This is a genomic window from Streptomyces cadmiisoli (genome assembly GCF_003261055.1).
GTDB classification, from domain to species: Bacteria; Actinomycetota; Actinomycetes; order Streptomycetales; family Streptomycetaceae; genus Streptomyces; species Streptomyces cadmiisoli.
On the sequence record NZ_CP030073.1, the window covers coordinates 6,177,564 to 6,190,844 of the forward strand.

The 13,281-nt window shown below is 73.3% G+C and carries 15 protein-coding genes and 1 pseudogene; 9 read left to right on the forward strand and 7 right to left on the reverse strand.

The window, feature by feature from the left end; all coding sequences use genetic code 11:
• Positions 1-30: 30 nt before the first annotated feature.
• The 3 genes from DN051_RS27010 (at position 31) to DN051_RS27020 (ending at position 3,567) form a co-directional block, all read left to right on the forward strand.
• On the forward strand, positions 31-1,365 hold the full coding sequence (locus tag DN051_RS27010; RefSeq protein ID WP_079002126.1) for a multidrug effflux MFS transporter: 1,335 nt from the start codon (positions 31-33) through the stop codon (positions 1,363-1,365).
• Entirely contained in the window at positions 1,338-2,492 is a 1,155-nt protein-coding gene (locus tag DN051_RS27015) for a serine hydrolase domain-containing protein (protein ID WP_079002129.1), read from the forward strand. The genes DN051_RS27010 and DN051_RS27015 overlap by 28 nt, the downstream gene beginning before the upstream one ends.
• Before the next feature lie 88 nt (positions 2,493-2,580).
• Positions 2,581-3,567, forward strand: coding sequence for a small ribosomal subunit Rsm22 family protein (locus DN051_RS27020; protein ID WP_112439662.1), 987 nt, complete (start codon positions 2,581-2,583; stop codon positions 3,565-3,567).
• Here the strand turns inward: DN051_RS27020 and DN051_RS27025 are convergent.
• Entirely contained in the window at positions 3,564-3,809 is a 246-nt protein-coding gene (locus tag DN051_RS27025; protein WP_199314689.1) for a DUF6243 family protein, read from the reverse strand. The two genes, DN051_RS27020 and DN051_RS27025, sit on opposite strands and share 4 nt — an antisense overlap.
• A 118-nt stretch (positions 3,810-3,927) precedes the next feature.
• Between DN051_RS27025 and DN051_RS27030 the strand changes: the two genes are divergently transcribed.
• Both DN051_RS27030 and DN051_RS27035 read left to right on the forward strand, forming a co-directional pair.
• A complete protein-coding gene (locus tag DN051_RS27030; protein ID WP_053763885.1) occupies positions 3,928-4,569 on the forward strand; it encodes a TetR/AcrR family transcriptional regulator in 642 nt (213 codons plus the stop codon).
• Between the two features lie 173 nt (positions 4,570-4,742).
• Positions 4,743-5,474, forward strand: a complete 732-nt coding sequence (locus DN051_RS27035) for a bifunctional DNA primase/polymerase (protein WP_053763886.1) — start codon at positions 4,743-4,745, stop codon at positions 5,472-5,474.
• A gap of 13 nt (positions 5,475-5,487) precedes the next feature.
• Here the strand turns inward: DN051_RS27035 and DN051_RS27040 are convergent, their stop codons facing one another.
• Positions 5,488-6,489 carry an SCO2278 family lipoprotein gene (locus tag DN051_RS27040; protein WP_112439663.1) on the reverse strand — a complete coding sequence of 334 codons (1,002 nt, stop codon included), beginning with the start codon at positions 6,487-6,489 and terminating at the stop codon, positions 5,488-5,490.
• Positions 6,452-6,586: pseudogene (locus tag DN051_RS46645) on the reverse strand (iron transporter); the annotation flags it as partial. The pseudogene DN051_RS46645 and the gene DN051_RS27040, both read right to left, overlap by 38 nt.
• A 62-nt stretch (positions 6,587-6,648) precedes the next feature.
• Here DN051_RS46645 and DN051_RS27050 point away from each other — a divergent pair.
• Complete coding sequence (locus DN051_RS27050) at positions 6,649-7,293, forward strand: PhzF family phenazine biosynthesis protein (protein ID WP_112439664.1); 645 nt, start codon at positions 6,649-6,651, stop codon at positions 7,291-7,293.
• A gap of 13 nt (positions 7,294-7,306) precedes the next feature.
• On the opposite strand, the gene DN051_RS27055 is transcribed toward DN051_RS27050, so the two are convergent.
• Positions 7,307-7,963: a biliverdin-producing heme oxygenase gene (locus DN051_RS27055; RefSeq protein ID WP_112439665.1), complete on the reverse strand. Its 657-nt coding sequence runs from the start codon at positions 7,961-7,963 to the stop codon at positions 7,307-7,309.
• A 174-nt stretch (positions 7,964-8,137) separates the two neighbouring features.
• The gene (gene map / locus DN051_RS27060) at positions 8,138-8,995 is read right to left on the reverse strand and encodes a type I methionyl aminopeptidase (RefSeq protein ID WP_053763890.1); all 858 of its coding nucleotides are present in this window, start codon (positions 8,993-8,995) and stop codon (positions 8,138-8,140) included.
• Between the two features lie 58 nt (positions 8,996-9,053).
• Here map and DN051_RS27065 point away from each other — a divergent pair, with 58 nt between their 5' ends.
• Positions 9,054-9,284, forward strand: coding sequence for a hypothetical protein (locus tag DN051_RS27065; RefSeq protein ID WP_053763891.1), 231 nt, complete (start codon positions 9,054-9,056; stop codon positions 9,282-9,284).
• A gap of 6 nt (positions 9,285-9,290) precedes the next feature.
• On the opposite strand, the gene DN051_RS27070 is transcribed toward DN051_RS27065, so the two are convergent.
• Both DN051_RS27070 and DN051_RS27075 read right to left on the reverse strand, forming a co-directional pair.
• Positions 9,291-10,595 (reverse strand): MFS transporter, encoded by a 1,305-nt coding sequence (locus DN051_RS27070; protein ID WP_112439666.1) that lies wholly within the window; start codon positions 10,593-10,595, stop codon positions 9,291-9,293.
• Positions 10,596-10,688: 93 nt separating this feature from the next.
• Entirely contained in the window at positions 10,689-11,291 is a 603-nt protein-coding gene (locus DN051_RS27075) for a hypothetical protein (protein WP_053763892.1), read from the reverse strand.
• Between the two features lie 131 nt (positions 11,292-11,422).
• Here DN051_RS27075 and DN051_RS27080 point away from each other — a divergent pair, with 131 nt between their 5' ends.
• Complete coding sequence (locus tag DN051_RS27080; RefSeq protein ID WP_053763999.1) at positions 11,423-12,496, forward strand: sialidase family protein; 1,074 nt, start codon at positions 11,423-11,425, stop codon at positions 12,494-12,496.
• A 37-nt stretch (positions 12,497-12,533) separates the two neighbouring features.
• Positions 12,534-13,250 (forward strand): NADPH-dependent F420 reductase, encoded by a 717-nt coding sequence (gene npdG, locus DN051_RS27085; protein ID WP_053763893.1) that lies wholly within the window; start codon positions 12,534-12,536, stop codon positions 13,248-13,250.
• The last annotated feature ends 31 nt before the right edge of the window (positions 13,251-13,281 follow it).

Genomic DNA, 13,281 nt, shown 5'->3' on the forward strand with positions numbered 1-13,281 from the left:
GGAGCGAACTGTTCGAAGAGGGAGGGGCACATGCCCGAAGGCAGGGCATCGATACCGGATCTTTCACGGGCGGCCGCGCCGACGAAGCGGCCGCCCGTCCGCGCGCAGCGCCGCACCGGCCTGCTCGTGACCTTTCTGCTCGGTGGACTGACCGCCACGCCGCCGCTGGCGATGGACATGTACCTCCCCGCGCTGCCGAGGGTCGGCGAGTCGCTGCACGCGCCCGCCGCGACGGTGCAGCTCACCCTCACCGCCTGCCTGGCCGGCATGGCCGTCGGGCAGTTGGTGGTCGGCCCGATGAGCGACCGCTGGGGCCGCCGCCGGCCGCTGCTGGCCGGGCTCGTCGTGTACGTCGTCGCGACCGTGCTGTGCGCCCTGGCGCCCACCGCGGAGTCCCTGGTCGCCTTCCGGCTCGTCCAGGGCCTGGCCGGCGCGGGCGGGATCGTGATCGCCCGCGCGGTCGTGCGCGACCTGTACGACGGCGTGGCGATGGCCCGCTTTTTCTCCACCCTCATGCTGGTCTCGGGCGCCGCGCCGATCGTCGCGCCGCTGATCGGCGGGCAGATCCTGCGGGTGACGGACTGGCGCGGGGTGTTCGTGGTGCTCGCGGTCGTCGGTGTGCTGCTGACCGCCGTGGTCGGGGCGAGGCTCCCGGAGACCCTGGAGCCCGCCGACCGCCATCAGGGCGGCGTCGGCGAGGCCCTGCACGCGATGCGCCGCCTGCTCGCCGACCTGCCCTTCACCGGCTACATGCTGTCCGGCGGCTTCACCTTCGCCGCCCTGTTCGCCTACATCTCCGCCTCGCCGTTCGTCGTCCAGGAGATCTACGGCGCCTCCCCGCAGACCTTCAGCCTGCTGTTCGCCGTGAACTCCGTCGGACTGGTCGTCGCCGGCCAGATCAACGGCAAGGTGCTGGTCGGCCGGGTCAGCCTGGAGCGGGTCTTCGCCGCCGGACTGGGCATCGTCGTACTGGCCGCGGTGGCGCTGCTGCTGATGTCGCTGGACGTCTTCGGCGAGACGGGGCTCACCCCGATCGCCGTCGCGCTGTTCGTCCTGATGTCCGCCATGGGCTTCGCCCTGCCCAACGCCCAGTCCCTCGCGCTGCTGCGCGTCCGGCACTCCGCCGGCTCCGCGTCCGCCCTGCTCGGCGCGACCTCCTTCCTGGTCGGCGCCGTCGCCTCGCCGCTCGTCGGCATCGCCGGCGAGCACACCGCCGTCCCGATGGCCGTCGTCCAACTGGCGGCCGCCCTGGTGGCGGTGGGCTGCTTCGTGGGAATGTGCCGTCCCTGGAACACACGTACGGTGGCTGAGGGCGGGGGGACTCCCCGCTCGGGCGCATCCGAGAACTTGGGGGAAGAGAGCTGAGCGCGCCGAGACTGCGCCGTGGCACACCGGAACGGGCCGGACTCGACCCCGGCGGGCTCCAGCTGCTCGTCCGCGACGTCCAGGACCTCACGACCGGTCGGCAGCCGTGGGCGGCGGGCGCCGTCGTCGTCGCCGGGCGCGGGCCGGTGCTCGCGGTCGAGGCGGCGACGGGGTACGCGGTGCGCTACGCGGCCCACGCCCCCCTGGCCGACGCGGGTGTGGAGCTGCCGGCCGCGCGCCGGGTGCCGATGACCGTGGACACGCCCTTCGACCTCGCCTCGCTCACCAAGCTGTTCACCGCCGTCGCCGCGGTGCAGCAGATCGAGCGCGGCACGCTCGGCATCGACGCGCGGGTGGGCGCGTACCTGCCGGAGTTCCGGGCCGCCGACCGGCACGGCGTCACCGTACGGCAGCTGCTCACCCACACCTCGGGGCTGCGCCCCGAACTCCCGCTGTACGACTGCGCGGACGACGCGGAGCGGCTGGCGCTGCTGCGGGCCGAACCCCCGACGGCGGAACCCGGCGTGTACCGCTACTCCGACCTGAACATGCTGCTGGTCCAGTACGTCCTGGAACGCGTCACCGGCCGCGCCCTGGACGTCCTCGTCCGGGACGGGATCACCCGGCCGCTCGGGATGGCGGCGACCGGCTTCGGCCCGTGTCCGGGCGCGGCGGCGACGGAGGACCAGCGGCGGCCGTGGGCGAAGGCGGACCGGGGCATGCTGCGGGGGGTCGTCCACGACGAGAACGCGTGGGCCCTCGGCGGGGTGGCCGGTCACGCGGGTCTGTTCGGTACGGGGCGGGACCTGGCGGTGTTCTGCCGGACGCTGCTGGCGGGCGGCTCGTACGGGCCGGCGCGCATCCTGGGGCCGGACTTCGTGGAGCTGCTGCTGACGCCGCCCGGCCTCGGCTTCGTGCTCGACCAGCCGTGGTTCATGGGGGAGCTGGCGGGGCGGGGAGCGGCGGGGCACACCGGTTTCACGGGGACGTCGCTGGTGCTGGACCGGGCCACGGACACCTTCCTGGTGCTGCTGGCGAACACGGTGCACCCGCGCCGCCGGGCGCCGGACAGCCGGCCGCGGGCGGCGGCGGGCACCAGGGTGGCGCGGGCGGTGCGGGGGACCTGACGCCGCGAGGGACCGGACAATGCGGGGGACCTGACGGCACGGTCGGCGCGGCGGCACGGCGGCTGCGGCGACCTGAGAGAATCACCCGGTGAACGTCCCAGTACTCCCGGCCGAGAACCTCCGCGCCGCCCTCGCCGGGCTGCTCGACGGACTGCCGCCCAAGCAGGCCGCGCAGGCCGTGGAGCGGCTGATCGCCAACTACCGGGGCGCCACCCCGACCGACGCCCCGATCCTGCGGGACCGCGCGGACGTCGTCGCCTACGCCGCCTACCGGATGCCCGCCACCTTCGAGGCGGTCCGCTCGGCCCTGGCGGCGTTCGCCGCGGCCGTGCCCGACTGGGTGCCCGGCGGGCACGTGGACGTCGGGGGCGGCACGGGCGCCGGGAGCTGGGCCGTCACCGCGACCTGGGACGGGGTCCGGCCCGTGACGGTGCTGGACTGGGCCGAACCCGCGCTCGCGCTCGGGCGGGAGATCGCCGCCGCCAACCCCGCGCTGCGGGACGCCCGGTGGCAGCGCTCCCGCATCGGCTCGGCGCTCACCCTCGACGACACCGATCTCGTCACCGTGTCCTACGTCCTCAACGAGCTGTCCGAGCCCGACCGCGCCGCCCTCGTCGACGCCGCCGCCCGCGCCGCCGGCGCCGTCGTGATCGTCGAGGCCGGCACGCCCGACGGCTACGCGCGCGTGATCGACGCCCGCGACCGCCTGATCGGCGCCGGCTTCCACATCGCCGCGCCCTGCCCGCACAGCGCGGCCTGCCCCATCGTCCCCGGCACGGACTGGTGCCACTTCTCCGCCCGGGTCAGCCGCTCCTCCCTGCACCGGCAGGTCAAGGGAGGCTCACTGGCCTACGAGGACGAGAAGTTCAGCTACGTCGCCGCGACGCGGTTCCGGCCGGCGCCGGCTGCGTCCCGCATCGTCCGCAAGCCGCAGATCCGCAAGGGGCAGGTGCTGCTCGACCTGTGCGAGGCCGACGAGCTGCTGCGCCGGACGACCGTCACCAAACGCCACGGCGACCTGTACCGGGCGGCCCGCGACGCCGACTGGGGCGACGCCTGGCCACCGGCCGACTAGCCGCGCCCCTCGCCCTCCCGCTTCTCCTGCCCGTCCTGTCCTTCCTGCCCTTCCCGCGCCTCCGCACCTTCCTGCCGTCCGGCCTGTTTCTCCTGGAACCTGCGCAGCAGTTCGCGCTTGTGGGCCTGTGCGTCGCTGCCGCCGACGCGGCTGCCGTTCGGGCCGCCGCGCAGGGCCTCGCGGCCCAGGTTCCGGCGCGCTCCGCCGACGCCCAGCATGTTTCCGGCTCCGCTTCGGGTCATGCCCGCCTCCGTCGTCCTCGTCGTGATGTCCACACGGGTACGAGACGGTTCGTCTCGCAGTGGAGGTCCCCACCATCCGGCGAGACGCAGCGTCTTGTCAACCTGGTAAATTCGACCCATGTCCCAGAAGTCCGCACCGCGCCCCCCGAAGACCTCCCCCGACGCCACCCGCCGCAGCGAGAAGTCCCGCCGCGCCATCTACGCCGCCGCGCTCGAACTCGTCGGCGAGGTGGGCTACGCCAAGACCACCATCGAGGGCATCGCCGCCCGCGCCGGCGTCGGCAAGCAGACGATCTACCGCTGGTGGTCCGCCAAGGCCGACGTCCTGCTGGAGGCCTTCCTCGACCTGGGCGAGCAGGCGGCCGAACAGGCCGCCGGACCCGGCGCGGAGTACGGCATCCCGGACACCGGCGACCTCGCCGCCGACCTCAAGGCCGTCCTGCGCGCCACCGTCGACGAACTGCTCGACCCCCGCTTCGAGGTGCCCTCCCGGGCGCTGGCCGCCGAGGGCGTCGTCAACGAGGAACTCGGCCGGGAATTCGTCGCCAAGCTCCTCGACCCCTCCCTCCAGCTCTATGTGCGGCGGCTGCGCTCCGCGCAGGACGCGGGCCAGGTGCGCCCCGAGGTGGACCCGCGCATCGCCCTGGAACTCTTCGTCTCCCCGCTCGCCCAGCGCTGGCTCCAGCACACCGGCCCCATCTCGTACGCGTACACCGACACACTCGTCGACTACGCCCTGTACGGCCTCGCTCCCAGATGACGACCGGCCGGTCGGGATACGTCGAATTCCGGCAAAGCACCCGATGCCGGTTGATCGTCGTGTGGAGTACGTCTCGTCCCACCCACCCCGGTTGGGGACTGCGGCCCCCCAGGGCGCAGGATGGTGGGACCATGGAGCAGGCTGTCCGTTTCAACAGCGAGGCGAGGGGATAGATGAGCGCGGAGTTCGGCGGTCGTACCGGCCGGCAGGGCAAACTCTCCCAGTGGCTGCGAGGCCGCCGCCCGAAGGAGACCGCCGCCGGCGACGGCCGCGAGGCCCTGCTGCTCGCCACCGCCGCCGCGGGACTGCCCCTGGCGCCCGCCGCGCACCCGGCGCCCGGGTACCGATGTTCCTGTGACCGCGTCGGCTGTCCGACCCCCGCCCGGCACCCGGTGTCGTTCGCCTGGCAGACGCAGTCCACCACCGACCGCGCCCAGATCGAGCGCTGGGCCCGGCATCAGCCGCAGGCCAACTTCATCACCGCGACCGGCATGGTGCACGACGTCCTCGACGTACCCCTGGAGGCCGGCCGGGAGGCGCTGGAGCGGCTGCTCGCCTCGGGCGTCGAGGTCGGCCCGGTCGCCGAGAGCGACGACGGCCGCATGCTGTTCTTCACCCTCACCCGCGGCACCCCCGAGGACGAGGACGAATGGTGGCCGTGCGAGCTGGACTGCCACCCCGAGACGATGGACGAGCACCCGGGCCTGCGCTGGCACTGCCGCGGCTCCTACGTCCTCGTCCCCCCGGCCCGCCTCCCCGGCGACGACCAGACGGTGCACTGGCTGCGCGGCCCGGAGCATCCGCTGCCGGACCCGCTGAGCCTGCTGGAGGCCCTCACCGACGCCTGCGGCCGGTACGCGGGTGCCGAGGGCCACGTCGACTCGGCCTGGCCCCTGCGCCACTGAGGACGGCGGCGCGCTAGCCGCCCTTCGCCGCCGTCAGCCCCTGGATCCTGCCGAGCACCGTCACCCGCTGGTCCCCGGAGCCTGCCTTCGGGGCCAGCGCCACCTCGTTGGAGACGAACTCCAGCGTCAGCGACTGCTTGATCTCGCCGGTGGTCAGGGCGTCGACGTCCTTGCCGGGCGCCGGCACCGAGGTGCCCGCCGCGGCCGTCTGCTTCTCGAAGTGGCGGGTGGCGAAGAACACCAGCGCGCCGCCGTCCGCGGTGCGCAGGGCGACGGGCGCGAAGTCGCCCTGGGACAACGGCTCGTCGATGTACTGCCGAGCCAGACCCGGCTTGCTCTTGTTCTTCTCGCGCTGCTCGCGCCAGGTGCTGGTGTGCGAGCCCGCCGCGAACTTCGTCCCGCCCTGCTGGAGATACGTCGCGTAGTCCGTGCCCAAGTCGCCCGGCGCCACGGCGAGTCCGGTGGAGTTCGCCGGGACGGCCTCGGCCCAGCCGTCCGCGTCCTTCTTGAACTCCGGCACCTTGCCGGGCGCCACCAGCGTCAGATACGACACCTGCCACCGCTCGGTGAGCGAGTCACGCGTGAACACCATCAGCCAGCGCGCGGCGGAGCCCTTGTTGGCCCCGGCGTCGGCGAGGAACCAGCGGGGCCAGCCCGCCTTCTTCGGGATCGTGTACCGCACGTCGCTGAACTTCAGCGGGGAGTGGGCGGGGTTGCCGCCCGGGTTGCTCGCCCGGCCGGCCTTCAGCCGCGCCTCGTCGATCGCGCCCAGCGGGCCGGTGACGTGGTCGGCGTCGAGGGAACTGTCGTAGGCCTCGTCGGCCTTGTTGTACGCGGTGGTGAACTCGGCCAGCGCCGTCGCGGCCTCGTCCTTCGAGGTCGCCGGCAGCACCTTGCGCTCGCCGTGCACGACCACGCATCCGCTCGCCGTCACCGACACGGCGGTCAACGAAGCGGCCATGAGCACGCTCCGGTCCAGCCTGCGAAGCCTTCGAGGGCCGCGATACCTGCTCATCGGGTCCTTTCACCCTCCCCTTCCCGGAGGCGAACCCTACCGGGGCCGCGGAACGCGCGGGCGCCGGGACCGGCGACAGCCGCCACACCGTGACCTGGCCTTCACAGGTCCCGCCGGACGCGGGCCTCCTCGCGGGCCGCGTGGTGTTTGAATGCCCGAGTGACTGATTACGACGTGCTGCGCGTCTTCTGCGCGGCGAACGGCGGATACGGCAACGAACTGGGCGTGGTCCGCGACGGTTCGGTCGTGCCGGAGCGCGGCGAGCGGCAGGCGCTGGCCGCCAAACTCGGATTCAGCGAGACCGTGTTCGTCGACGACCCCGAGCGCGGTGTCATCGACATCTACACGCCCGGCGACCGGCTGCCCTTCGCCGGGCACCCCTGCGTCGGCGCGGCCTGGCTGCTGGACGTGCCCGAACTCGTCACGGCCGCGGGCCCGGTCGGCGCCCGGCAGGACGGGGAGTTCAGCTGGATCGAGGCGCGGGCGGAGTGGGCCGGGCAGCGCACCCTGCGCCAGTACCGCAGCGCCGCCGAGGTGGACGCGCTGCCCGTACCGCCGGCGGGCGAGTGGACGTACGCCTGGGCCTGGGAGGACGAGGCGGCCGGCCGGGTCAGGGCCCGCGGCTTCCCCGGCCGCGGCGAGGGTGTGGTCGAGGACGAGGCGACCGGCACGGCGGCCCTGCTGCTCACGGCACGCCTCGGCCGCGCCCTGAACATCGCCCAGGGCGCGGGCTCGCAGATCCTGACGGCGCCCCAGCCCCAGGGATGGGTGGAGATCGGCGGACGCGTGGTCCTGGAACGCTGACCCCCGGCGCCGCTCACGCCGACAGCCGGAACTCCTCGCCGAGCGCCCGGAACACGTCGGTGTTCAGCGCGAACGCCTTCTTGCACTCCGCCACGACCCGCTGCTTCTCCAGGTCGTCCGCGTCGATCGTGTCCAGCAGGTCGCGGTACCCGCGCTTGAAGGCGGCCGGGTTCGCGATCTCCTCGAAGACGTAGAAGCGGACGCCGTCGCCCTTCTTCGCGAAACCCCACGTCCGCTCGGCCCGGTCGCGGATGATCTGGCCGCCGGACAGGTCGCCGAGGTAGCGGGTGTAGTGGTGGGCGACATAGCCCGCCGGCCACGCGCGGGCGCACTCGGCGACCCGCTGCGCGTAGGCCCGGGTCGCCGGCAGCGGCTCCAGCGTGGACCGCCACCCCGCGCCCCGCAGATGCTCCAGGTCCCGCTCCAGCGCGCCGAGCCGGAACAGCTCCGGCCGGATGAACGGTCCCGCCACCGGGTCCGCCGTCAGCGCGCCGGCGCCGGCCTCCAGGGCCTCGTACACGAACCACAGTTGCTCGGTGTAGCGCGCGTACGCGTCCAGGCCGAGTCTGCCGCCCAGCAGATCGCTCATGAACGTCGAGGTCTCCGCCTCCACATGCTGCTCGTGGGACGCGGTGCGGATGAGTGTCGAGAACGACGGGAACGAGTCCATGAACCCAGATTCTGTATGGTTAGGCTTACCTAAGTCAACGGGTTTGCCGACTCCGTGTCGGTAAATGTGTACCCCGAATCCCCCCGGTACGCACACGGAGAGCGCACACGGCGAACGCGCGCGGAAAAGGCCCGCCCTCCGAGGAGAGCGGGCCTGGTGGCCGGGGTGGTCAGGTCAGGGCAGGGTGAGGATCTCCGCCCCGGTCTCCGTCACGACCAGGGTGTGCTCGAACTGCGCAGTGCGCCTGCGGTCCTTCGTCACGACCGTCCACCCGTCGTCCCACATGTCGTACTCGTGGGTCCCGAGCGTCAGCATCGGCTCGATGGTGAAGGTCATCCCGGGCTGCATCACCGTCGTGGCGTGCGGGCTGTCGTAGTGCGGGATGATCAGGCCCGAGTGGAACGACGAGTTGATGCCGTGACCGGTGAAGTCCCGCACCACGCCGTAGCCGAAGCGCTTCGCGTACGACTCGATGACCCGGCCGATGACATTGATCTGCCGGCCCGGCCTGACCGCCTTGATCGCGCGGTCGAGGGACTCCCGCGTCCGCTCGACCAGCAGCCGGCTCTCCTCGTCCACGTCACCGACCAGGTAGGTGGCGTTGTTGTCGCCGTGCACCCCGCCGATGTACGCCGTCACGTCGAGGTTGACGATGTCGCCGTCGCGCAGCACCGTGGAGTCCGGGATGCCGTGGCAGATCACCTCGTTGACCGAGGTGCACAGCGACTTGGGGAAACCGCGGTAGCCGAGCGTCGACGGATAGGCGCCGTGGTCGCACAGGTACTCGTGGGCCACCCGGTCCAGTTCGTCCGTCGTCACCCCCGGCGCGATGAGCTCGGCCGCCGCCGCCATCGCCCGCGCGGCGATCCGCCCGGCGGTCCGCATCGCCTCGACGGTCTGCGGGGTCTGCACCTCGGGACCGGTGTACGGCGTCGGCGCGGGCCTGCCGACGTACTCGGGCCTGCGGATGTTTCCGGGCACGGAACGGGTGGGAGAGAGCTTCCCTGGTACGAGCAGCGACTGGCCAGACATGTCAGCGAGTCTAACCAGCGGGCATACGAGACCATGTCCCTGGCGAAAGGAGCCGGTCATGGCCCTGTTCAAGAAGCGCACGGTCGGAAAGCCGGGCGAGTGGTACTACTGCCTGGAGCACAAGAAGGTCGAGGAGGGGCCGGACTGCCCCGCGAAGGACCGCTTCGGCCCCTACGCGAGCCGCGCGGAGGCCGAGAACGCGATGGAGCTGGCCCGCGAGCGCAACCTGGAGTGGGAGAACGACCCGCGCTGGCACGACGCCCGGGCCCGGGGCGGCGACGAGGACTGACGGGCCTCACACGGGTTCCGCCGCGGCTGCGCGCCGTTCGCGCAGCCGCACCGCGTGCTCGTCGGTCCGCGCGTCGTACGTCATCAGCTTCGGCAGGCACAGCGCCAGCAGCCCCACGCCCGCCGCGCACAGCAGCCCGCCCGACCACACCGACGTCCGCACTCCCGCCCAGGCCGCCATGCCGCCCGCGCGGACCTGCCCCAGCTGCGGGCCGACCGAGTACGACAGCAGTTCGATCCCGGCCAGCCGGCCGCGCAGCTCGTCGGGGATCGTCTGGTTCCACATCGCCGAGCGGAAGATGCCGCTGACCATGTCGCAGCAGCCGCCGAGCGCGAGGAACAGCAGGACCAGCCACACGTCGCCGACGATTCCGGCCGCTGCGACGGCCAGGCCCCATCCGACGGCGGCCACGGCGACCATCCGCCCGTGCCGGTGGACGCGGGAGGTCCAGCCGCTGGTGAGGCTGACCAGCAGGGCGCCCGCCGGGATCGCCGCGTACATCAGCCCCAGCGACCACTCGGCGTCCAGGTCGTCGGCGAGGAACGGCAGCACCGCCAGCGGCATCGCCAGGAACATCGCGGCCAGGTCGATGGCGTACGTGCCGAGCAGTTCCTTGCGGTTCCACGCGTAGCGGGCGCCCTCGGCGATCGACCGCAGCGAGGGTTTCGCCGCCTCGTGCGAGGCGGGGGAGGACGCCAGTCCGACGACCAGCGCCAGCGAGACCGCGAAGGTCGCGAGGTCCACCGCGTACGCCCAGCCGAGCCCCGCGTACGCCACCACCACACCCGCCAGCGCCGGGCCGGCGATCCCGCCGACCTGCCAGCGCAGGGCGTTCAGTGACGCGGCCGCCGGCAGGTGCTCGTGCGCCACGATCCGCGGCAGCAGCGAGTCCAGGGCGGGCCGCTGCACGGAGACGAGCGCGGAGCTCAGGGCCGCGATCACATACAGCGGCCAGACCGCCGGGTCCGGGAGCAGCGCGTTGACCAGGAGCGCCGCGCTCAGCAGCCCCATGCCGAGCTCCGTCCACACGATCAGCCGGCGTTTGTCCCAGGCGTCCGCGAGCGCCCCGCCGTACAGCCCGAACACGACCAGCGGCACCAGTTCCACGGCGCCGATCGCGCCCACCGCCGCGGCGGAACCGGTCAGCTCCTTCATCTGGACGGGCACGGCGACGAAGGTCAGGAAGCTGCCGAAGTTGGTGACCAGGCCCGACATCCACAGCCGCCGGAAGTCCCGGGAAGCCCGCCAGGGCGAGAGATCGGGCAGCAGGGCGCGCAGGCCGGAGGGAGGTGCGGGGACTGTTTTGCTCACGACGGGCCATGGTCGGCGGGGCCCCGGACCCGGGGCAACTGCTTTTCCGCGCGGCGCGTCCGCCCACCGGGTCCCGGTGCCGGGCGCGTCGGCTCACCAGCGGGCCGGTGGCGGCGCCGTCAGCTCGTCCGCCAGCCGGGACAGCCGGTCCCGCAGCCGCCTGCGGCCCCTCGGGGACGGCAGCGCGTTCTCCCCGGCCGCCGCGCTCACCAGGTGCTGCACGGTGTCCAGGTCCAGCTCGGACTCCTCGCGGACCGCCAGCGCCTCGTGCGCCATCGCGGCGAGGTCGCCGTCGGCCGGGCCGAGCGCCAGCACCGTCACCCCCGCCCGCCGCGCGTCGTGCACCCGCTCCAGCAGCGGCGCGTCCGGCCCCTCGGGCGAGACCACCAGCAGCGTCTCGCCCCGCCGGGCCGCCTCGACGCGCCCCAGCCCGACCGCCAGATGCGCCGGATCGGAGGGGTGCGGATCGTGCCGTACGAGAGTGGGGGACAGCTCCGGCGTGCCCGACCAGGCCGCCTCGTCCACCAGATGGGCGGCCAGATGCCACGGTTCGTAACCCGGCGTGCCCACCAGCAGCAGACCGCCGCCGTGCGACACCACCGCCTGGCGCAGCACCCCCGCGAACCGTCGGGTGGCCCCCAGCCACTCGGTCCCGGCTAGCACCTCGCGCAACAACGCGACCCGTACGGCGTCCATACGAACGCATCCTGCCGCAACGAACCACTCGTGACCCGGAGTTCACCGCGAATTCCCCCAAGATGGGCACACGGTCGCATTACCGCCGGTCGCCGGAGATCACCGGCGAACCGAAACCCGAGGAGTCGCCCATGCCCGCCGTCACCGTCCCCTTCCGCGCAGGCCACGAGGGCTACGCCAGTTACCGGATCCCCGCCGTCGTGCGCACGGCCGCCGGCACCCTGCTCGCGTTCTGCGAGGGCCGGGTGGACTCCGGGCGGGACTGGGGCCGCATCGACATCGTGCTGAAGCGCTCGACGGACGGAGGCCGCAGCTGGGGGCCGTTGCGGGTCGCCGCGAACAACGGCGGCGACCTGGCGGGCAATCCGGCTCCCGTCGTCCTGGACACCGGCCGGGTCCTCCTCGTCCAGGTGCGCTCCGCGGCGTCGGCCGCCGAGCACCTGATCGTGCGCGGCGAGGTGAGCGAGGCCGACGGCCGCCGGGTGTGGGTGCAGCACAGCGACGACGACGGCCTGACGTGGTCGGAGCCCAGGGAGATCACCGAACAGGTGAAGGAGCCGGGCTGGCGCTGGTACGCCACCACCCCGGGCCACGGCATCCAGCTGGGCACCGGCCGGGTCGTCGTCCCCGGCAACCACACCCTCCCGCCGGCCGGCACGGACGTCGGCGACGAGGCGAAGTACAACGGCGGCCACTGCCTGCTCAGCGACGACCGGGGGGAGAGCTGGTACCTCGGCTACCTCGACCAGAACACCGACGGCTACATCAACGCCAACGAGACCACCGCCGCCGAACTCCCCGACGGCAGCGTCTACTTCAACACCCGCAACGACTCCCCGTCGCCCGGCAACCGTGCCGACGCCCGCTCCGAGGACGGCGGCCGCACCCTGGTGGTGCCGTTCCGCCCGCAGGCCGGCCTCGCCGGACCCGTCTGCCAGGGCAGCCTGCTGCACCTGGGCGACCCCGACGTGCTGCTGTTCTCCGGTCCCGCCTTCCCCGCCGGACGCGCCCTGATGACCGTCCGCTCCTCCACGGACGACGGCGCCACGTGGCGCGACGCGCACACCGTCGACGGCCTGCCCGCCGCCTACTCCGACCTGGTCCGCGTCGACGACGGCACCGTCGGACTCCTCCACGAGACCGGGGACTTCGGCGCCTACGAGCGGATCGTCTTCCGGCGGCTGCCGGTGACGCGGCTCACCTGAGCCGACGGGGCGCCGGGGGCGGACGTAGGGTCGGCCCATGACCTCTACCGACAGTGCTGCAGACAAGCCCGCGAAGGCCCCCGCCAAGGACCCCTGGGACCTGCCCGACGTCTCCGGGCTGGTCGTCGGCGTGCTCGGCGGTACCGGGCCGCAGGGCAAGGGCCTCGCCTACCGGCTCGCCCGCGCCGGCCAGAAGGTGATCATCGGATCCCGGGCCGCCGAGCGGGCGCAGGCCGCCGCCGCGGAGCTGGGCCACGGCGTCGAGGGCGCCGACAACGCCGAGTGCGCCCGGCGCAGCGACCTCGTCATCGTGGCCGTGCCCTGGGAGGGGCACGGCAAGACGCTGGAGTCGCTGCGCGGCGAACTGGCGGGCAAGCTCGTCGTCGACTGCGTCAACCCGCTCGGCTTCGACAAGCAGGGCGCCTACGCGCTGAAGCCCGAGGAGGGCAGCGCCGCCCAGCAGGCCGCCGCCCTGCTGCCGGACTCGCGGGTCACCGCCGCCTTCCACCACCTGTCCGCGGTGCTGCTGGAGGACCCGGAGATCGACGAGATCGACACCGACGTCATGGTCCTCGGCGAGGAGCGCGCCGACGTGGAGATCGTGCAGGCGCTGGCCGGCCGCATCCCCGGAATGCGCGGCGTCTTCGCCGGCCGGCTGCGCAACGCCCACCAGGTGGAGGCGCTGGTCGCCAACCTGATCTCGGTGAACCGCCGCTACAAGGCGCACGCGGGACTGCGCGTCACGGACGTATGAGGCGATGGGGGACACTGGTGGCCAGTGACCC